The organism is Citrobacter sp. RHBSTW-00859 (assembly GCF_013729795.1).
GTDB lineage: Bacteria > Pseudomonadota > Gammaproteobacteria > Enterobacterales > Enterobacteriaceae > Citrobacter > Citrobacter braakii.
Map to the genome: position 1 here is coordinate 2,334,351 of NZ_CP056284.1, position 20,196 is coordinate 2,354,546.

18 protein-coding genes and 2 pseudogenes are annotated in these 20,196 nt (G+C 51.2%); 6 read left to right on the top strand and 14 right to left on the bottom strand.

The genetic code is table 11. The annotated features are described in order from the left end of the window. Positions 1-66 precede the first annotated feature (66 nt). Entirely contained in the window at positions 67-804 is a 738-nt protein-coding gene (pyrF, locus tag HV302_RS11655; RefSeq protein WP_181627455.1) for an orotidine-5'-phosphate decarboxylase, read from the top strand. Next, positions 805-1,131 (top strand): stress response translation initiation inhibitor YciH, encoded by a 327-nt coding sequence (gene yciH, locus HV302_RS11660; protein WP_181627361.1) that lies wholly within the window; start codon positions 805-807, stop codon positions 1,129-1,131. It begins immediately after the preceding gene. 90 nt (positions 1,132-1,221) lie between these two features. Here yciH and osmB read toward each other — a convergent pair whose 3' ends face one another. From osmB to fabI, 7 genes are all read right to left on the bottom strand, one after another. After that, complete coding sequence (gene osmB, locus HV302_RS11665; RefSeq protein ID WP_003020583.1) at positions 1,222-1,440, bottom strand: osmotically-inducible lipoprotein OsmB; 219 nt, start codon at positions 1,438-1,440, stop codon at positions 1,222-1,224. Between the two features lie 268 nt (positions 1,441-1,708). Further along, the gene (gene yciT / locus HV302_RS11670; protein WP_016153242.1) at positions 1,709-2,461 is read right to left on the bottom strand and encodes a DNA-binding transcriptional regulator YciT; all 753 of its coding nucleotides are present in this window, start codon (positions 2,459-2,461) and stop codon (positions 1,709-1,711) included. Between the two features lie 95 nt (positions 2,462-2,556). Next, entirely contained in the window at positions 2,557-2,739 is a 183-nt protein-coding gene (locus HV302_RS11675) for a YciZ family protein (protein WP_181627362.1), read from the bottom strand. Positions 2,740-2,921: 182 nt separating this feature from the next. Then, positions 2,922-4,913: a cyclic di-GMP phosphodiesterase gene (gene pdeR / locus HV302_RS11680; RefSeq protein WP_181627456.1), complete on the bottom strand. Its 1,992-nt coding sequence runs from the start codon at positions 4,911-4,913 to the stop codon at positions 2,922-2,924. Positions 4,914-5,178: 265 nt separating this feature from the next. Continuing rightward, a complete protein-coding gene (locus HV302_RS11685) occupies positions 5,179-7,113 on the bottom strand; it encodes an exoribonuclease II (protein ID WP_181627363.1) in 1,935 nt (644 codons plus the stop codon). Positions 7,114-7,202: 89 nt separating this feature from the next. Then, positions 7,203-8,348, bottom strand: a complete 1,146-nt coding sequence (locus HV302_RS11690; RefSeq protein ID WP_181627364.1) for a carboxymuconolactone decarboxylase family protein — start codon at positions 8,346-8,348, stop codon at positions 7,203-7,205. A 199-nt stretch (positions 8,349-8,547) separates the two neighbouring features. Beyond that, complete coding sequence (gene fabI, locus HV302_RS11695) at positions 8,548-9,336, bottom strand: enoyl-ACP reductase FabI (protein WP_016156642.1); 789 nt, start codon at positions 9,334-9,336, stop codon at positions 8,548-8,550. Positions 9,337-9,773: 437 nt separating this feature from the next. On the opposite strand from fabI, the gene HV302_RS11700 reads away from it, so the two are divergent. After that, positions 9,774-10,463, top strand: a complete 690-nt coding sequence (locus HV302_RS11700) for an EAL domain-containing protein (RefSeq protein ID WP_016156641.1) — start codon at positions 9,774-9,776, stop codon at positions 10,461-10,463. A gap of 38 nt (positions 10,464-10,501) precedes the next feature. On the opposite strand, the gene sapF is transcribed toward HV302_RS11700, so the two are convergent. The 5 genes from sapF to sapA are packed head-to-tail and all read right to left on the bottom strand — an operon-like array spanning position 10,502 to position 15,784. Then, a complete protein-coding gene (gene sapF, locus HV302_RS11705) occupies positions 10,502-11,308 on the bottom strand; it encodes a peptide ABC transporter ATP-binding protein SapF (RefSeq protein ID WP_016153235.1) in 807 nt (268 codons plus the stop codon). 1 nt (position 11,309) lies between these two features. After that, entirely contained in the window at positions 11,310-12,302 is a 993-nt protein-coding gene (gene sapD, locus HV302_RS11710; RefSeq protein WP_016153234.1) for a peptide ABC transporter ATP-binding protein SapD, read from the bottom strand. Further along, positions 12,302-13,192, bottom strand: coding sequence for a peptide ABC transporter permease SapC (gene sapC / locus HV302_RS11715; RefSeq protein WP_016156640.1), 891 nt, complete (start codon positions 13,190-13,192; stop codon positions 12,302-12,304). Before sapC ends, sapD begins: the two co-directional genes overlap by 1 nt. Further along, positions 13,179-14,144 (bottom strand): peptide ABC transporter permease SapB, encoded by a 966-nt coding sequence (gene sapB, locus HV302_RS11720; RefSeq protein WP_003020545.1) that lies wholly within the window; start codon positions 14,142-14,144, stop codon positions 13,179-13,181. Before sapB ends, sapC begins: the two co-directional genes overlap by 14 nt. After that, complete coding sequence (sapA, locus tag HV302_RS11725; protein ID WP_016153232.1) at positions 14,141-15,784, bottom strand: ABC transporter substrate-binding protein SapA; 1,644 nt, start codon at positions 15,782-15,784, stop codon at positions 14,141-14,143. Before sapA ends, sapB begins: the two co-directional genes overlap by 4 nt. A 784-nt stretch (positions 15,785-16,568) precedes the next feature. Here sapA and HV302_RS11730 point away from each other — a divergent pair. Further along, positions 16,569-16,784, top strand: a pseudogene (locus tag HV302_RS11730) (NAD(P)-dependent dehydrogenase); the annotation flags it as partial. Between the two features lie 15 nt (positions 16,785-16,799). Here HV302_RS11730 and HV302_RS11735 read toward each other — a convergent pair. Next, positions 16,800-17,497, bottom strand: a protein-coding gene (locus HV302_RS11735) for an IS1 family transposase (protein WP_223429336.1) whose coding sequence is annotated in 2 segments (ribosomal slippage) — positions 16,800-17,248 and positions 17,248-17,497 — 699 coding nt in all. Because the reading frame shifts where the segments join, the coding sequence is not laid out codon by codon here. A gap of 55 nt (positions 17,498-17,552) precedes the next feature. Here HV302_RS11735 and HV302_RS11740 point away from each other — a divergent pair. After that, positions 17,553-18,254, top strand: a pseudogene (locus HV302_RS11740) (SDR family oxidoreductase); the annotation flags it as partial. 105 nt (positions 18,255-18,359) lie between these two features. On the opposite strand, the gene pspF reads toward HV302_RS11740, so the two are convergent. Continuing rightward, positions 18,360-19,349 carry a phage shock protein operon transcriptional activator gene (gene pspF / locus HV302_RS11745; RefSeq protein WP_029139556.1) on the bottom strand — a complete coding sequence of 330 codons (990 nt, stop codon included), beginning with the start codon at positions 19,347-19,349 and terminating at the stop codon, positions 18,360-18,362. Between the two features lie 155 nt (positions 19,350-19,504). On the opposite strand from pspF, the gene pspA reads away from it, so the two are divergent. Further along, the gene (gene pspA / locus HV302_RS11750; RefSeq protein WP_016153228.1) at positions 19,505-20,173 is read left to right on the top strand and encodes a phage shock protein PspA; all 669 of its coding nucleotides are present in this window, start codon (positions 19,505-19,507) and stop codon (positions 20,171-20,173) included. The last annotated feature ends 23 nt before the right edge of the window (positions 20,174-20,196 follow it).

Here is a 20,196-nt window from a genome sequence, read left to right on the forward strand (position 1 = left end):
GGTAGAATGCACGCCGTTTACCCATTTCGCGCCGCCGTGGGCGCCCATCCTCAAGAAGGTCTGGTCATGACGTTTACTGCTTCATCTTCTTCTCGTGCTGTTACCGATTCTCCTGTCGTTGTCGCTCTCGATTATTCTAATCGTGATAAAGCATTAGCTTTTGTCGACAGAATTGATCCTCGTGATTGCCGTTTGAAAGTGGGCAAAGAGATGTTCACGCTTTTTGGACCTCAGTTGGTTCGCGATCTACAACAGCGTGGTTTTGACGTCTTTCTTGATTTGAAATTTCATGATATTCCCAATACCACCGCACATGCAGTTGCCGCTGCTGCCGAACTTGGCGTCTGGATGGTTAACGTTCACGCTTCTGGCGGGGCGCGTATGATGACTGCAGCCCGTGAAACCTTAGTGCCTTTTGGCCAGGACGCGCCGCTGCTGATTGCCGTGACGGTTCTGACCAGTATGGAAGCCAGCGACCTCGCCGATCTCGGCGTGACGTTGTCACCTGCGGATTATGCTGAAAGACTGGCGCGCTTAACCCAGAATTGTGGTCTGGACGGTGTCGTATGCTCAGCTCAGGAAGCGGTGCGATTCAAGCAGGCGTTGGGCCAGGCATTTAAGCTGGTGACACCGGGTATTCGTCCAGAAGGCAGCGAGGCGGGCGATCAGCGTCGTATTATGACACCGGAACAGGCGCAGTTAGCAGGTGTGGATTACATGGTGATTGGTCGTCCGGTCACCCAGTCGGCCGATCCCGCGCAGACGCTGAAGATGATCAATGCTTCCCTGAAACGAGGTGCGTAAATGAACGACTCAAACTCTCGTCTGGTCTACTCTACCGACTCCGGGCGTATTGATGAACCGAAAACAGCGCCTGAGCGTCCAAAAGGCGATGGCATTGTTCGTATCCAGCGCCAGACCAGTGGTCGCAAAGGGAAGGGCGAGTGCCTGATTACCGGTATTGATCAAGACGATGCCGAACTGACCAAATTAGCCGCAGAACTGAAGAAAAAGTGTGGTTGCGGTGGAGCAGTGAAAGATGGCGTGATTGAAATTCAGGGGGATAAACGCGACCTGATTAAATCGCTGCTGGAAGCTAAAGGAATGAAAGTTAAACTGGCTGGCGGTTAATAAAAAAGCCACGGAAAATTTCCGTGGCTTTTTAATAATACAGACCTGAAAAAGTAAACGTATTATTATATCGAGCCGTTTAACCGTAGATTATTTACCCACCTGGTGGCCAATAATACCACCTACTGCAGCACCACCCAGCGTACCCAGCGTGCTACCGTCAGTCAGGACTGCACCACCTATTGCACCTGCACCAGCACCGATTGCGGTGTTACGATCTCGTTTGGACCAGTTAGAGCAGGCACTCAGCGACATTGCCAGAGTAATCGCCAGAATGGCAGCGGTCATTTTTTTGCTCGTTACTAACATAATACTTTCTCCTGAATTATTGATTCACGGAATCCAGTGTTCTTTAAGGATAGCGTCAAATTAAGACTATCGAAGATATTTCCGTGAAACCGTTTAGCGAAGGCATTACAAACACTATCCTGAAGTTGGAGGTTCGTTCCTGTTATATCGCTAACATTAATTTTACGACTTTATCCTGTTAACGACAGGTAAAAAGTCTTAATTGGATTGTCAGATAACTCTCAGAGAGCAGATGATTTGTCTGCTGACAAACCATCTACTGAAGATTTTATGCGTGGGCATCAATGATATTGACGATTAATCCTGAATGTTCGAGCTGCATTTGTACGCTGGCGCTGAGTCTGGAGTCCGTTACTACGCGGCTGAATCGCTCTAATGGACCCAGCGTGTAAGGGTGAATGGCGTCGAATTTTGAGCTGTCGGTCAACACAATAACTTCTGCGCCTTTTTCCAGCACCGCGTTAACCACGTCAGAACGCATCATATCGCGTCCGGTAAAACCGGTATCAGCCTGCCAGCCGTCAATGCCGATAAAGGCCTTACTGAAGTGTACCTGCTGGATAAACTGGCGAGTTAAGGGGCCGACCATGCTCTCACTTTTTTTCTGGTAAATTCCACCGAGAAGTATCACTTCACAGGGCGTTTCTTTGAGCAGATGAGCAATGTAGCTGCTCACGGTGATGATGGTGACATCTTTTTGCTCTGCCAGCGTTCTGGCCAGAAGTGCATTGCTGCTGCCATTCTCAATGAATACGGATTCGCCTGGACTGACCAGAGATGCAGCGAATTCAGCCAGTTCACGTTTCAGAGTGAAATTGGTCATCATGCGCGTTTCAACATCATCGCTGTTCAATGAAACAGCAAAACCGTGGGCTCGGCGTAAGTAACTCTGTTTTTCCAGCGTGTTCAGATCCTGTCGAATCGTCACTTCGGAGACACCGGTGACTTTTGCCAGATCGGCGACGCTCATCTGACCTTTATCGGTCACCATCTGCAAAATAGATTGTTGTCGGGAATTCATAGTATTAATTTTATTGCGATATCGTATCGGAAATTAAACGGAAACTGCATTATCTGCAGTTTGCTGATAGCAGCGACATCAAAAGATCACTGTCATCAGATCTCCCATGGCGCCTTCTGCTTTTTCGCCAAAGATTCGACATCTTCTTTGACCGTGTTTAACAGTTCAGCTTTCAAAATTTCAAGATTGTGGATGGCTGAGTGGTAATCACCTGCAACGAGGATATCCAGCACGGTATCAATACGTTCGGCCAGACGCTGAGCGTCGATATCAGACATGGTCGTCATCCTAATGGCAATAGAGTTTGAATTTCATGATGCAGAATTTCATGGCAAAAGAGAAGGGAAAAATAGTATTAACCTGAACGATTGAAGAATATTATATATTCTGTGATTACATGCGGATAGCGTCGTCATGTAATGTCCATTTATGGCTATTTATCGCCTTCATTCTCTCTGCATTAGCGCAGTTTTTTACTCAGGTGGCGGCGATACCAACGTTCAAATGCGGCGGCTGGCATTGGTTTGGCGAATAAAAACCCCTGACGCTCATTGACGCCATTTTTGGTCAGAAACGCATCCTCTTTCGCGCTTTCCACGCCTTCGGCGATGACCTGCAGGTTGAGCGCCTGTGCTACCGCAACTATGGCCCGTACCAGCGATTGTGAAATAGGTTGTTTGTGGATCTCTCTGACAAAGGTCTGATCCAGTTTAATGGCATCTAGCGGGAAGCGGGCCAGTTGAGACAGCGACGAATAACCGGTACCAAAATCATCCAAATGGATTTGCGCTCCTAACTGGCTAAACTGCTGAATGACTGACAACGCCAGTTGCTCATTTTCTATCAAACTGCTTTCCGTTAATTCAACATCGATGGGGCAATACTCAAAGTTGAGCTCGTGAAGCACCTGCTTAAGTGCGGTAAAAAGCGTCTGGTCGGCGAGCTGGCGGGCAGAAACGTTTACCGCCACGCGCAGGTTTATTCCCTTGTCACGCCATTTCGCGACCTGGCGCACAACGTCGAGAATAACCCAACGCCCCAGCGGGACGATGAGCCCCGATTCTTCGGCGTAGGATATAAACTCCAGCGGTGGAATGAGGCCGCGTTCCGGAGATTGCCAGCGAACCAGCGCCTCCAGGCTGCGCACTTCACCGCGCCAGGTTATCTTTGGCTGATAATGGATAACCAGTTGATCGTTATCCAGTGCCTTACGCAGATTAGTATCCAGCCACAGATATTCAAATACCCGCTGATTCATTTCCGGAGAAAAAACACAAAACTGCCCACGGCCGCCTTCTTTCGCGGTGTACATGGCTGTATCCGCGTTACGAATGACGCTCTCGCAATCCTGACCATGCTGAGGCGCGAGGGATATACCAATAGAGCATCCGGTATAGACTTCAATCAGACCGATGCGGAAGGGCTGGCGCAGGCGCGTCAGAATGCGTGATGCGGTGGCTTCCAGTGTGCCCTGGGATGTTTCGGTGGCAAGAACAATGAATTCATCGCCGCCAAATCGCGCCAGGATCTGGTTGTCTTCGAGGCAACTGAGGATTGCCAGCGACACGCTTTGTAGTAGCTGATCGCCAAACATATGCCCGTAGGCATCGTTTACCTTTTTGAAGTTATCCAGATCGAGGTACGCAATACCGACCTGCGTATCGCCCGCGTTCTCAATCGCATTGCTGATCAGTTCATGAATTGCGTTGCGGTTTGGTAATCCAGTGATGGAGTCGGTATTCGCCAACACCCGCAGTCGTTCCTGCGCGCGGCGTTCTTCAGTGATATCGGTCCCGGAACAGATCAGAAAAATTTCGTTCTTTCCGCTACCGTTATGCACAAATTTATTGCGAAACAGAAACAGACGCTGGCCTTTGCAGGTCTTGACCCAGCGTTCAACCTCATACGAGTTACCTTCGCGAAAAAAGACCTCAATATTGCGCCGTGAAGCCGCTGCTTCACGACGGCTCATAAATAATGTGAATACACTTTGACCAATGACTTCACGTTCTTTGAGGCCGGTGTACTCTTCGCACAGGCGATTAAACCGCTGAATGTTGCCCATGCGGTCAAGAATGACAATAACGGAATTGGCTTCGGAAACGACTTGTTCGGCAAAAGAGAGACCGTGGGCCAGATCGCGGGCGACGGAGGGGGGGTCTTCCCAGGCGGATGCGCTACCGGCCCATTCGCGCTTATTGATTTTTCGACCGACCAGATGCACGGGAATGTCGTCATCTTCAATGGGCAACGTCATTAGCAGACTTGACGTGATCACCGTCATCTCGCGAATGCGATCGGCTTGTTCAGGTAATAATTCGATGGTCTGATCAGCTTCTGACGCTTCGTCGATAGAGAAATGCAGGATGTTGCAATCCTCTGACAAACGCCAGTAGGGGTTATGAGTGCCCACATAGCTATACAACGTAACCAGCTCCCGGACGTCTTTCATCATGTGTACTATCCCGTTTAAAGCGCATAGAGCCTCAAAAGTATGGGTAGCCATGATTCATTCGGGGTGATTATGGCTGAACGTATTGTTTTTTTTATATATTTATGTTTAATCCAGAATCCGTAAAAAGCAAAGCCAACGGAACTGAAAAAAGTAAAAAAATAAAATTGACCGAATGAAAGAAGTGTAGTGCGGTGGTGGGAATTTGGGCGGGAAAAAGAAACGACCTTTCACAAAATGAGAAAGGTCGCTGGATTGATACGAGTTACGCGGCTGGACGCGCGATAACGCTGCGGGTTTCCATGCGAACTTCGGCGATGGTTACGTCAATCACATCCGTGACTTTGTAAACCACTTCACCTTTAATTTGCACCGTGCCGCTTTCCTGGCTGCATACCAGCTCGTCCCGAACGGCGTGCAGGAATGGGGCAGGAATAAATGCGACTGCGCCATTATCAACTAAACGTACGCGCATACCGCCGCGGCTAACGTCAATTATCTCGGCCGCAAAGCGGGTATCGGTCCCGGCTTTGTCACTCAGGAAACGGGCATATAACCAGTCGCCCACATCGCGCTCAGCCATCCGGTTCAGGCGACGACGTTCCGCCATTTGCACCGTGGTATCATCCCCAGGGCGGGCGATGGTTTCACCTTTGATGACGGCCTTAAGCAGGCGGTGGTTAATCATATCGCCATATTTTCGAATAGGAGAGGTCCAGGTGGCATAAGCCTCCAGACCCAGCCCAAAGTGCGGTCCTGGCTCGATACTGATTTCAGCGTAAGACTGGAAGCGGCGAATTCGGCTGTCGAGGAAACCAGAAGGCTGCGCATCCAGCTCGCGGCGCAGTTTGCAGAAACCTTCCAGCGTCAGGACTTCCTCGGCATCAACGTGCATACCATGGGTTTTTAGCAGCGCGGCCAGAGCGTCGGCGTTGGCCGGGTCGAATCCCATATGGACGTTATAAATACCGAAGCCGAGCTTGTCGCGAAGCACGCGGGCGGCGCAAATGTTTGCCGCAATCATGGATTCTTCCACGATACGGTTTGCGATGCGGCGCGGCTCAGCGACGATGTCCAGGACTTCACCTTTTTCACCAAGAACAAAACGGTAATCCGGGCGATCTTTAAATACCAGAGCATGGTTATGACGCCATTCACCGCGGCTCAGGCAAATACGGTGTAGCAGACGGATTTGTTCAGCAATCGCGTCGTTTGCAGGCTGCCAGTCACCGGCATCTTCCAGCCAGTCGGAGACGTTGTCGTAGACCAGCTTCGCTTTCGACTCAATCGTCGCTGCGAAGAAGGTGATGTTGTCTTCAATCGCGCCATCTGCGGTGATGGTCATACGACAAGCCAGAACCGGACGCACTTCGTTCGCGCGTAAAGAGCACAGATCGTCAGACAGTTCGCGTGGTAGCATCGGGATATTGAACCCCGGCAGATAGTTAGTAAACGCGCGAATTTTTGCTGTTTTATCCAGCTTGCTGCCTTCTGCAATCCAGGCCGTAGGGTCGGCAATGGCGACAGTTAATTGCAGTTTGCCGTCGGCCAGCTCTTCAGCGTACAGCGCATCGTCCATATCTTCGGTGCTGGCGCTGTCGATGGTGACAAAGTTGAGGGCGGTTAAGTCCTGACGAACCAGACCTTCATCAAGCATCTCAGTTGCCACACCGTCCGGCGCTTCTTTTTCGAGATTATGGCGTGCCAGCGTGACCCACCACGGGACAAAGTGGTCATCAGCAAAAGTGATAAATTGGGTTAACTCGGCATAGAAGGTGCGATCGCCTTTCAGCGGGTGGCGGCGCATTTCAGCGACGGCCCAGTCACCTTCTTTAAAATCGTGCTCAATGCCGCGGGCGGCACGACAAGGGATCGCTTCTTTCAGTAACGGATGATCCGGCACAATGGACAGACGATCATTTTTGCCCTGAACTTTACCCACGAAGCGCGTCAGGAAGGGTTCGATCAGTTCTTCCGGCTCGGCAGATTCACGATCTTTTTCTGTATGGATAACCGCAACAATGCGGTCGCCATGCATCACTTTTTTCATCTGCGGCGGTGGAATGAAATAGCTTTTTTGTGCATCGACTTCCAGGAAGCCAAAGCCTTTTTCCGTGGCTTTTACCACCCCTTCAGCACGTGGCGTCTGGGAATGCAGTTGCTGTTTAAGCTGCGCTAGCAGCGGGTTGTCCTGAAGCATAATTGTCTATTTTCGTGGCTAAAAGAGCGGCTGACAGTTTTACGCGATTCTCTCAGTTGCGGCAAGCGCTCTTTCAGTAAGTGGATCGGTTAATAAGTCTCGCCCAGCGCGATTTTCAAGCGATTCAACCATCCGCACAATCCGCTCCAGGCCAGCAGGTTAATCGCTTGTTCAGAAGAGATGCCCTGATCGAACAAAGGGGTTAACAGCGCGGCGCTAAAACGGTCGGGCGCTCGGGTTAGCCATTGTACCGCCTGCAGGGTGACGCGCTCAACCGGATGTCGCTGTTCCCAACGCTGTAATTCACGTTCCTCCTGGCGAAGCAGGGCGATAACGTTGGCTAATTCATTGGCTGTATGTGCCTGTTCATTAAAGCAGGCCACGCTGCCGTTAATCCGTGACGTCATTAGCGCCGCCAGTGAAAATGCCCGCACCGGTACAGCGCTGCACCGGGTACTGGAAATCAGTGTCGTGAATAAATCTAAAATGACCGGTGAATGAATCAGTAATGGCACCAACGCTTGCAGCTCATCGGGAAAATGTCTGGCCGTCGTCTCGTCCTGAGCAGGATATTTTTCGATTGGGAATGGCGCAGCGTGCCAGGTAGCGTTTGTTGCACTAAATGGCGAAGCGTGAGCGAATTGCTGTATATCCAGCCCCGGTATTCGGCGTACCGGATGTCCAAACCAGGCCTGAAACAGGGCCACGGTCCGGGCCTGAAAACCGACGAAGCCGATGATTTGATTCATCAAAATACTATCGCTGGTGGTCAGCCCGACCGCATCCAGATGCTGGCGATCGCGTGCGCCTATCACGTCAGGAGAGCTGGCAAGTTGGCGAGCATATTGGGTGATTTGCGCCAGCCGATGGTTACTTTCCCGTGACGAGTCAGGACCAGGAAGCGGTGTTAACCGCGCGGCATAGTGATTGCACAATCGCTGGACGCCATACACCTGAGCGACGGTAAGCGCCGTACTCATCCGTTCATAGGCGCTGAATGTGTGCATCTGATTCAGGTTTACGTGAACCGGGAAGAGAACCTGGGCAAGGTTACGGGCAGGGGTTAACCAGGATTGAAAAGGCAAAAGGGCGTCATCAGGTATCGCCAGATCCAGTAAAAAGCTGTCGTCGACATGAGCGGCTTCCGGCACCAGCGGCAGAATATCTTGCGGATGCTTGCTGGATTGCGTCTCATGATACCAGTGGCTTTTGCCTTCAATTCGGCGTTGTTCCATGGGCGGTCCTTGGTCTAAAAAGTGGCGACCCGGACACGTCGTCTACTACTACGCCGGATCGTTTGCGCTGCAATATCCTGACGTAAGCAGAAGAGGGGATGAAAGATTGTTCCGTGATAATAAATATCAGAAAAGCATATATGGCGGCAGGCAGAGGAGAGTCATGGGCGGGGCAAGACCGCCCATAGAAGACTTACGATTATTTCAGTTCCAGCTCGTTCATTGCCGCGATACTGAAGCCACCATCGACGTGAACGACTTCACCCGAGATGCCGGCAGCAAGATCGGAGCACAAAAATGCTGCGGAGTTGCCCACATCTTCAATGGTTACAGTGCGGCGAATCGGCGTAACCGCTTCACAATGCGCCAGCATTTTACGGAAATCTTTAATGCCGGAAGCGGCGAGTGTACGGATTGGACCGGCAGAAATAGCGTTCACACGCACGCCTTCAGGACCCATCGCATTAGCCATATAGCGGACGTTCGCTTCCAGTGAGGCTTTTGCCAGGCCCATCACGTTGTAGTTAGGGATGGCGCGCTCTGCGCCCAGATAGGATAGCGTCAGCAGCGCCGAGCCTGGGTTCAGCATGGAACGGCAGGCTTTTGCCATCGCCACAAAGCTGTAAGCACTGATGTCATGAGCAATTTTGAAGCCTTCGCGGGTGACTGCATTCACATAGTCGCCATCCAGTTGGTCTGCGGGCGCGAAACCAATGGAGTGCACGAAACCGTCGAATTTCGGCCAGGCTTTGCCCAGTTCGGTAAACAGTGCATCAATGCTGGCGTCTTCCGCCACATCACACTGCAGTACGATGCTGGAACCCAGTTGAGCTGCAAATTCTTCGACGCGGCCTTTTAGTTTGTCATTCTGGTAGGTGAACGCCAGTTCAGCCCCTTCGCGATGCATGGCCTGAGCGATACCCCAGGCGATGGACAGTTTGCTGGCAAGACCCGTTACCAGAATGCGCTTACCGGAAAGAAAACCCATAGCTTTAATCCTTATGGTCATTGCTTATTTTTAGCAATCAATGAGTTATGATCACAATTTGAAGGTGTTTCGAAATGGGGCAGCAATTATATCCCACTCTTTGTGCCTTGTAGAATAGTTATCATCCCTTACTGATAATCACTTTTCATTACACATGAGGGTTATAACACTTTCCCTGGTTAAGTCTCATTCATTCTGCGAAGCGCGGGGGGATGGAGAAAATACAAGGCTTTAAAGGCATCTCAATGGTATTATTAACTGCTAGCTTATGTTTTAAAACATAGCAATGTAGGAACTTTCTTAAAACAAAAAATATGACCGTATTCAGTTCGTTATGATATATTGTTTTTATCGATCGATATTGATACATTGATCGTTATTATTGATTGTGATTAAAAGTGCATTATCAGGAAGTTATGATCAATTGGAGTGGTCTTATGCACTATCATTTCATCGCGGAACCGATGAGAGACACAACTGATACGTTACTGGGTGTTGAGATGAGCGTCCGGTTTGTTTCAGATACGGTTTCGCCGATACATCCAGAGTTCATCATTTCAGCGTGGAATAGCGAACAAAAACGTAATTTCATGCTCGAGCAAATTCGATTAATTGCCGAAAAGCGTAATTGGTTTGAGAGCCACAACCTTTTCTGTACTCTGAACCTCATTGATGAAATGGCGCTGCTGGCAATTGGCGACCCGAGCGTTAAATCGGCGCTACATGCCATGCCTTTTGTCGCACTAGAACTTTCAGAGCGTTTTCTGACGAATACCGTATGTCTGAATAATCTGCTGATTAATTCACTTTGCGACGGTCCAAACGCATTATGGCTGGGCGATCTGGGCTCCGGCAGCATTGGGGCCAGTCCGCTGGTTTGCGGTCGTTTTGATGTTGTGAAGTTGGATCGTGGTTTTTTCCTGGATCAGGCTGAAAAACCGATGTTCCCGGTGCTAATTAAAAACATCCGCGAATATTGCGACCGCATTGCGGTGGAGGGTGTGGAAACCAAACAGCTTATCGACGAAGTAGGCGCGGCTGGTGTTTGGGTGATGCAGGGATCTCTTTTCCCTTCGGTCGCGTTTAGCGAGGTTGATACACTCCTCTTACCAAATGTTTGTCACTGATTGCAAAATTGCCCTCCGGTTAAGGAGGGCTGCATCTGCTAGCGATCTTTACGCCACGCGTCAGCGGTAAGCGCTTCGCCGAAATGACCGGCGATCAGGCGACGGGTCAGCTCATGCAACGGCGAGGCCAGAACATCTGCTGTACTGCCGCGTTCAACCACTTCACCCTGGTGCATGACTAATACCTGATCGCTGATGTGCTTCATCATGCCGATGTGCTGAGTCACATAGATATATGAAATCCCCTGTTTTTCCTGTAATTCCAGCATCAGATTGATGAGCTGCGAACGCATCGACATGTCCAGAGAGGCCAGGGCTTCGTCGGCGATAATGACTTTGGGTCGCAAAATGAGCGCTCGGGCAAGGCCCAGACGCTGTTTTTGTCCCGGAGCCAGCATATGCGGGTAATAACTCACATGGTCAGGCAACAGACCGACCATGCGCATGGTCTCGATGATCTGTTTGCGACGCTGTTCAGGCTCGAGGTCGGTGTTCAGACGTAGCGGAAAATCGAGGATCTGCGAAATACGTTGCCGTGGGTTAAGCGACGTTGACGGATCCTGGAAAATCATACGGATACGCTGACTACGGAATGAATAATCACCATATTTTAACGGGTGATCGTCAATCAGCAGCTCACCGCTGGTGGGCTCAATCATACCGGCCAGCATCTTCGCCAGCGTAGATTTACCGGAACCATTTTCACCTATGACGGCGAGCGTCTGACGCTCGCGCAGGGTAAAGCTCAGGGGCTTAACGGCCTCAACGGTCTGACGGCGGAATAAGCCCGTCCGGTAGCGAAAGGTTTTGCTCAGATTACGAACTTCGAGCAGGGTTTCTACCATCTCACTCTCTCTCCATGTTCAACGGGAAATGACAGGCGTAGAGATGATTCTTTGCTCCGGTCAGTCTTGGGGTTTCGATACATTCGCGCTGAGCATAAGGGCAGCGCGGCCCCAGACGACAGCCGATAGGTAATTGTTCCAGCAATGGAATGGCTCCTGGCATGGTATTCAGGCGGCTTTTGTGCGGCATTGCGCTACCAAAATCAGGAATGGCGCGAATCAACGCTTGGGTATAAGGATGATGCGGAATAGTCACCAGCTCTTTACTGGGCGCAGTTTCCACCGTTTGCCCACAGTACATCACGTTAATTTTGTCAGCCCACTGGCTGAGCATTTGCAGGTCATGGCTGATCAACAAAATGGTGGTATTGCTGTTTTGGTTCAGCCGGGTCAGCAGGCGGAAAATTTGCGCCTGAGTGGTTGGCTCCATCGCGTTCGTTGGTTCGTCGGCAATCAGTAAACGCGGCTGATTAGCCAGGGCGATTGCGATCATCACCTTCTGGCATTCGCCGTCGGTCAGTTCATACGGGAAGCTGCGCATCGCATCTTTATGATCTTTTATCCCGACGCGGTGCAGGAGTTCAATCGCGCGGCGTTTACGCCAGCCGATGCGCTGCCACCAGCGGCCTTTATAAGTCCATGCCGGAATATTTTGCATCAGTTGTCGTCCAATGCGCTCAGACGGATCGAGACACGATTGCGGTTCCTGAAAGATCATGGAAACGTTATGGCCGACCAGCTTGCGTCGTTCACGCGCGGAAAGGCGCAACAGATCGATATCATCAAAGCGCATGCGGTCTGCGGTTACGCGCCAGTTATCTTTAGCGACGCCGCAAATGGCCTTGGCGATCAGGCTCTTGCCCGATCCAGACTCGCCAACCAGTCCGCGGATTTCACCTTCATTGAGGGTCATACTGACGCGGTCAACCGCCTTCACCCAGTCGTCGCCGGTTCTGAATTCAATGGTCAGGTTGCGGATATCCAGTAATGGCATTATTCCACCCCCGCAATAATTGCCCGGCGCACGCCATCACCCAGCAGGTTAACCAGCAGCACGCTTATCATAATCGCCGCACCTGGCAGCATAACCGTCCACGGTGCGACATAAATCAGCTCCAGCGCGTCGCCAAGCATGGCTCCCCATTCTGGTGACGGCAACTGTGCGCCAAGGTCGAGAAAACCCAGCGCGGCGATGTCCAGAATCGCCATTGACAGCGCACGGGTGATTTCAGTGATAAGTCCGGCGGTAATATTGGGCAGAACGGCAAACCACAGGATATTGAGCGTGGTTGCGCCGTCCAGGCGAGCGGCGATAACGTACTCTTTTTCCAGCTCGTCATGCACCATGCTGTAGACAGAGCGTACCATGCGCGGCAGCAGCGCCAGCCAGACGGCAAACATCGCGTGTGTCAGATGCGGTCCGGCAAAGGCCACCACAATAATCGCCAACAGCAGCGAAGGGATCGAGAGCAGGGTGTCCAGAATGTGGTTCAGCACCGCGGAGCGCAAACCATGTGTTGCGCCGGCAACCACGCCCAGCAACAGTCCACATAGTGTGGCGGCGAGGGTGACGACAAACGCGCCGCCAACGGTCGGGGCCGCGCCGCTGAGCAGGCGACTTAACACGTCACGCCCGAGATCGTCAGTTCCGAGGAAAAATGAGACTTCGCCATAGCGCGACCATGACGGCGGTAAAAGCTGATAGCCGAGAAATTGCTGGTCGATGCCATAAGGGGCAAACCAACCACCAAAAATACACAGAATCGCCAATCCTGCGCAGCCATACAGGCCGATCATCGCAGTCGCATCGCCGTAAAAATTGCGCCATGCGGTGCGCAACGTACCCGGCGGGCGCTTTTCGCTGTAGACGCTATCGTAAGGCATACCATTCCTTATGTTTCAGAGGGTTAGCCATAGCACCCAAAATATCAGAGATGACGTTAACGATGATAACCAGTGAGCCAATCACCATGACGCCCGCCGAAATTGCCGCGTAATCCTGCTGGCGAATTGCGTTAATCAGCCAACGGCCAAGACCTGGCCAGCTAAAGACCATCTCGGTGATCATCGCCAGCGTCAGCATGGTGGAAAACTGTAAGCCCAGACGCGGGATCACCGGCGGAAGGGCGTTGTGCAGAACGTGACGGCGCAGAATGGTTAAGCGTGACAGACCGCGCGTGGCGGCCGCTTTAACATAGTTTTGATCAAAGACCTCAATGGTGCTGATTCGCATCAGGCGAATAACTTCCGTGGTAGGGGCGACGGAAAGCGTCAACACCGGAAGCACCATGTGACGGATTGCGCTGACCAGCATTTCATCGCGCCAGGGCGAGTCGGAGATCCACGCATCAATAATGGCAAATCCGGTAACGGGCTTCACTTCATAGAGAAGATCAAAGCGTCCCGAAACGGGAAGCCAGCCGAGAGTCAGTGAGAAGAGCAACGTCAGCAACAGCGCCAGCCAAAAAACCGGAATGGAAAAGCCCATCAACGCTAAGGCGCTGATGCAGCGGTCCTGCCATTTGTTCCGCGTGATGCCAGCCAGCATACCAACGGGGATCCCAACCATCAGCGCAAAACCAAAGGCCAGAATGCACAGTTCCATCGTCGCCGGGAACACCTCCTTCAACTGTTCTGAAATCAACTGGCCGTTAATACTGGATACACCAAAATCCCAGTGAATGAGGCCATTGAACCAGAATACCCAGGCGTTCCACAGCGATGCACCCTGTAACGGCGCATGAGGCGTGAAGTAGCTCAGACTGAATCCAATAAAGGTCAGGAAGAAGAGGGTGACCAGCAGCAATAAAAAACGACGCAGGGTGAAGATAATCATGGCTTTTTCACCTCATCTTTCTTTTCCCTGGAAACCCCGGCAAAAGATGCATTGCCGAACGGACTCAACACCAGTCCTTTGATATCGTAACGATAAGCCTGTAGACGCAGTGAAGAGGCCAGCGGCAGGATCGGTAACTCTTTCGCGAGAATATTTTGCGCTTCGTCATAGGCATCAATTCGCGATGAGAGTTGCTGCGAAGAGAGGGCTTTGCGCAGAACGCTATCAAATTCCGGATTACACCAGTGGGCGAAGTTAGTCTGCGAGTTGATGGCGGCGCAGCTTAGCAACGGTCGGAAAAAACTGTCAGGATCGTTACTGTCCGTCGCCCAACCGGATAACGTTAGATCATGGTTCATATCCATTAATCGCGCCTCCTGAAAACGACCTTCTACCGGAATGATTTTAACTTTCACACCCACCTGAGCCATGTCAGCCTGAATCAGCTCGGCGGTTTTCAGTGGACTGGGGTTCCAGGCCTGAGAACTGGTGGGTACCCAAAGCTGTAATGTCAGGTTCTCCAGCCCCAGTGCTTTTAACTGCTCGCGCGATTTTGCCGGATTGTACTCTGTAATTTTAGCTTCGTTGTCATAAGCCCACGAGGCGCGAGGCAAAATAGATGCTGCGGTTTCCGCCGTCCCGTAGTAGATGGACTGCATCAGCCGTTGGTTATTAATGGCCAGCGCCAGCGCATGCCGCACGGCGGGATTATCCATCGGTGGTTTATTGGTGTTGAATGCCAGATAGGCGATGTTCATCCCCGGGCGCAGGGTCAGACGCAGGCGCGGGTCATCACGCAAAATGCTGAGCTGACTGGCGGCAGGCCAGGCCAGAACATCACACTCACCGGTCAGGAGTTTCGATAGACGTCCGGTGCCACCAGAGCCGAGGTCCACAACCACCTGCGGCATCAGAGGAGTACCACGCCAGAATTTTTCATGGCGCTGCAGTCGAACATATTGCCCTGCGCGATTCTCCGAAAGCTGGTACGGTCCGGTGCCGACGGGTTGTCTGTCGAGCAGTTCCTGGCGATCCTGTTTTGCCAATTTAGCCGCATATTCTGCTGACATCACGGAGGCATAATGCGTGGCGAGGTGCCACATGAAGGAGGCGTCGGGCTGAGTTAAGCGGAACTCAACGGTGTTGTTGTCCAGCTTGCGTACGCTTTGGACGTTATCGGCGAACTGTAGGCTGTCGAAGTAGGGGAAACTGCTACCGTTTACATTGTGCCACGGATGCTGGCGATCAAAGATGCGCTCGAAGGTAAACACCACGTCGTCCGCATTCAGTTTGCGGGTGGGGGTGAACCAGGCCGTCTTCTGAAACTGGACGTCACGACGCAGATGGAAGCGGTAGGTTGCGCCGTTATCCAGCACCTCCCAGCTTTCAGCCAGCTCAGGCACCAGTCGATAGGTGTACGGATCGACATCGAGTAGTCGGTCATACAGCTGGGCTGCCAGGGTGTCGACGATAAGACCGCTGCTCGCTTTTTGCGGGTTGAACGTATTGACCTGCCCGCTAACGCAATAGACAAAGCCGCTGTCACGAATATCAGCATGCGAAGCCTGTTCAGGCGCGGCAGCAGCCTGACCACTCAGAAATCCAGCCATCACGATCAGAGATGATAAAACCAGGCGCATAATTTTAAAGGATTATAAATAAAGGGGCTATCTTACTAATATTTAATGACATTTGCCATTACCGTTTGTGTTTGGGAGTAACAGGCTCGATAAGCGCGAGTTCAACACCGCGACATGGTCAAAATTCATACCTGCTATCCACTTTGAATCTACTCTGTTAACTATCTTAGCATTTTCATGGCCCATCTGACTCGTTAAAACGCGGGATTCGCTGGCTGACAGAAAAATGTGAGGGGGACGTGGGGGAAAGTGACCATGACCGCCAGGAGAGAGCATCAGCAATATCGCGGGGAAAGTGAAATATAAAAATAATCTCATAATGGTGCTATGGATAATTTCATTCGTTCTCCATTTCGATAGGGTTGAGATGTTAAGTTTGGTTGCTATTTATTCATGCTGAGCGTTAGATAATTCTTAAATGATAAAGAGTAATGAATCATAACGTTGGTAAAATATAAGCGAGGCGACGTAGGTAGATGAACACAGGAAAAACAGTTGCATAGGGATTTATTAACGTCTCGCTTCTGAGTGGTATCTCGTTACTCAATGAAATTGTCTGGCCTGTTAAGGTTTTTTATGTATCTCATTGATATATATGGATATAAAAGTCATGAGTTAAGCAGGGTTTAATCTCATAAAATACTCGAAAGCGCGATGCGGTGATTAGTTTATCGGTAGAGGTGATATTACGCGAAATATTAAACTGCGGTGAATTATAAAGGTCATGTCACTCATTTTGGTCTACGCTTAATAATCTTTGTGATAAAAAATGAGAGGTATTTAAATGGCTGACTTAAACAATGAAAAAAAGACCATCAATAAAACTCATTCTGCGCGTTTTCCGGCACCGCCTTTTCCACAGCAGAAGCAACCCTTCCCAGGGCTGGCCGGAAAAATGCAACCGCGTCCCGATCATGGAGAGGAGAGCTATCAGGGAAGCGGTCGATTGAATGGGCGCAAGGTATTAATTACCGGGGGGGATTCAGGGATTGGCCGTGCTGGTAATGACTCCAACTTACTGATAGTGTTTTATGTTCAGATAATGCCCGATGACCTTGTCATGCAGCTCCACCGATTTTGAGAACGACAGTGACTTCCGTCCCAGCCTTGCCAGATGTTGTCTCAGATTCAGGTTATGTCGCTCAATGCGCTGAGTGTAACGCTTGCTGATTACGTGCAGCTTTCCCTTCAGGCGGGATTCATACAGCGGCCAGCCATCCGTCATCCATACCACGACCTCAAAGGCCGACAGCAGGCTCAGAAGACGCTCCAGTGTGGCCAGAGTGCGTTCACCGAAGACGTGCGCCACAACCGTCCTCCGTATCCTGTCATACGCGTAAAACAGCCAGCGCTGACGTGATTTAGCACCGACGTAGCCCCACTGTTCGTCCATTTCCGCGCAGACGATGACGTCACTGCCCGGCTGTATGCGCGAGGTTACCGACTGCGGCCTGAGTTTTTTAAGTGACGTAAAATCGTGTTGAGGCCAACGCCCATAATGCGGGCGGTTGCCCGGCATCCAACGCCATTCATGGCCATATCAATGATTTTCTGGTGCGTACCGGGTTGAGAAGCGGTGTAAGTGAACTGCAGTTGCCATGTTTTACGGCAGTGAGAGCAGAGATAGCGCTGATGTCCGGCAGTGCTTTTGCCGTTACGCACCACCCCGTCAGTAGCTGAACAGGAGGGACAGCTGATAGAAACAGAAGCCACTGGAGCACCTCAAAAACACCATCATACACTAAATCAGTAAGTTGGCAGCATCACCGGCCGTGCTGTTGCCATCGCTTATGCCCGTGAAGGCGCTGATGTTGCGATCAACTATTTACCTGATGAAGAAGACGATGCGCGTGAAGTGGTCGACTTGATAAAAAAAGCAGGCAGAAATGTCGTGGCTATCCCCGGAGATATTCGAGATGAAACTTTTTGCGGCCAACTGGTTAAACAGGCGGTAAAAGGGCTGGGTGGGTTGGATATCCTCGTCAATAATGCGGGTCGTCAGCAATTTTGCGAGTCTATTGAGGCGCTCACCACAGAAGATTTCGATGCCACATTCAAGACTAATGTCTACGCTATGTTTTGGATCACCAAAGCGGCTATCCCCCATCTTTCACGAGACAGCGTGATAATTAATACCTCCTCGGTACAGGCTTATGAGCCTAGTGAAATCCTGCTTGACTATGCTCAGACCAAAGCGGCGATCGTGGCATTTACTAAATCGCTGGCGAAACAGCTGGCACCGAAAGGGATACGGGTTAATGCCGTAGCGCCAGGCCCATACTGGACTGTACTGCAATGCTGTGGCGGTCAGCCACAGGAAAAAGTGGAGAAGTTTGGGGCAAATGCACCGCTGGGTCGTCCGGGTCAACCAGTGGAAATTGCGCCGCTTTATGTCACTTTGGCCGCTGAAGAGAACAGTTATACATCCGGCCAGGTTTGGTGCTCTGATGGGGGGACAGGGACCCTCTGACGTTTATGCTCCGTGAGTCGAAAAGTCAGAGGGGAAAGTGACTTTAATGGACGAGTGCTGACAATAAAGCGTCAAACCCTCCAATATAACGTTGGCGGAGGCGCGCTAAATCTGGTGTTTCTTAAGCAACGCGCGTAGCTGATGGTAAGTCAGACCCAGTAACTCAGCGGCTTTTTTCTGATTAAATTTCGCCTGCTGCAAGCTGGTTTGTAGAAAGTCTTTCTCTTGTTGCTGCTGGAATTCACGCAGATCCAGCGGTAATGCTACAGATGTCTGCTTTGGTGGTGCTGCCTGTGGCTGCGCAACATGGCGGCGGAAGGGGTCAATGATGATCTCATCCAGCGGGTAATCGCTGGTACCGTGCCGGTAAACGGAGCGCTCCACGACGTTTTTCAGTTCACGAATATTACCCGGCCAACGGTAATGGAGGAGGGTTTCTCTGGCCTCGGCGCTAAATCCCGGAAAAAGCGGTAACCCGATCTCGCGGCACATCTGAATGGCAAAGTGTTCGGCCATTAACATGATGTCGCTTTGCCGCTCGCGTAGTGGGGGAAGTTGCACCACGTCAAAGGCCAGACGATCCAGCAGGTCTGCGCGGAAAGTGCCTTCGCTGACCATACGTGGCAGGTCGGCATTGGTCGCGCAGACCAGTCGCACGTTAACCTGCAAGGGCTGGCTGCCGCCGACGCGTTCCAGCTCGCCATACTCAATTACGCGCAGCAGTTTTTCCTGTACCAACATTGGCGCGGTCGCCAGTTCATCAAGAAACAGCGTGCCGCCGTCGGCGCGTTCGAAACGTCCTGGATGCCGTTTTTGTGCACCGGTAAACGCACCGGCTTCGTGACCAAACAGTTCGGAATCAAGTAAGTTCTCGTTGAGGGCCGCGCAGTTAAGCGAAATAAATGGGCCCTGCCAACGGCTGGAGAGGTAGTGCAGGCGGTTGGCAATAAGCTCTTTCCCCGTACCTCGCTCACCGATAACCAGTACAGGTTTATCCAGCGGCGCCAGATGAGAAACCTGTTCCAGCACTTCAATAAAGCTGTTCGCTTCGCCCAGAATATTGTCTTTGTATCCTGCCATGATGAAATTCACCACTTGTTAGTGTTATTCACCAATTTACCCTAATTCTCCCGTCAGGTAAAATTGGATATTTACATTAAAATCAATTATTTAAAAAGTTGGCACGCCAAGTGCATTACGAAAACAGCAGGGCATAGCCCGATATCAGAACAGTAAGTGAGGATTACATTATGGGTATTTTTTCTCGTTTTGCCGACATCGTGAACGCCAACATTAATGCGTTGCTGGAAAAGGCTGAAGATCCGCAGAAGCTGGTGCGGTTAATGATCCAGGAAATGGAAGACACGCTGGTTGAGGTGCGCTCAAACTCCGCACGCGCTCTGGCAGAAAAGAAACAATTATCTCGCCGTATAGAACTGGCGAGCGCACAACAGGCAGAGTGGCAAGAAAAAGCCGAGCTGGCGCTGCGTAAAGAGAAAGAAGATTTGGCGCGTTCTGCCTTAATCGAAAAACAGAAACTGACTGATCTGATTGCTTCTCTGGAGCATGAGGTGACGCTGGTTGACGATACGCTGGCGCGAATGAAAAAAGAGATCGGTGAGCTGGAAAATAAACTCAGTGAAACCCGTGCTCGTCAGCAGGCATTGATGCTGCGCCATCAGGCTGCGAGCTCTTCGCGTGATGTTCGTCGCCAACTGGACAGCGGTAAGCTGGATGAAGCGATGGCACGCTTTGAATCTTTCGAGCGTCGTATCGATCAGATGGAAGCTGAGGCCGAAAGCCATAACTTCGGTAAACAGCAGTCTCTGGATCAGCAATTTGCTGACCTGAAAGCAGATGATGAAATCAGCGAGCAGCTGGCGCAACTTAAAGCCAAAATGCAGCAAGATAAGCAATAATAACATCTGGCGGCGCCCGAACG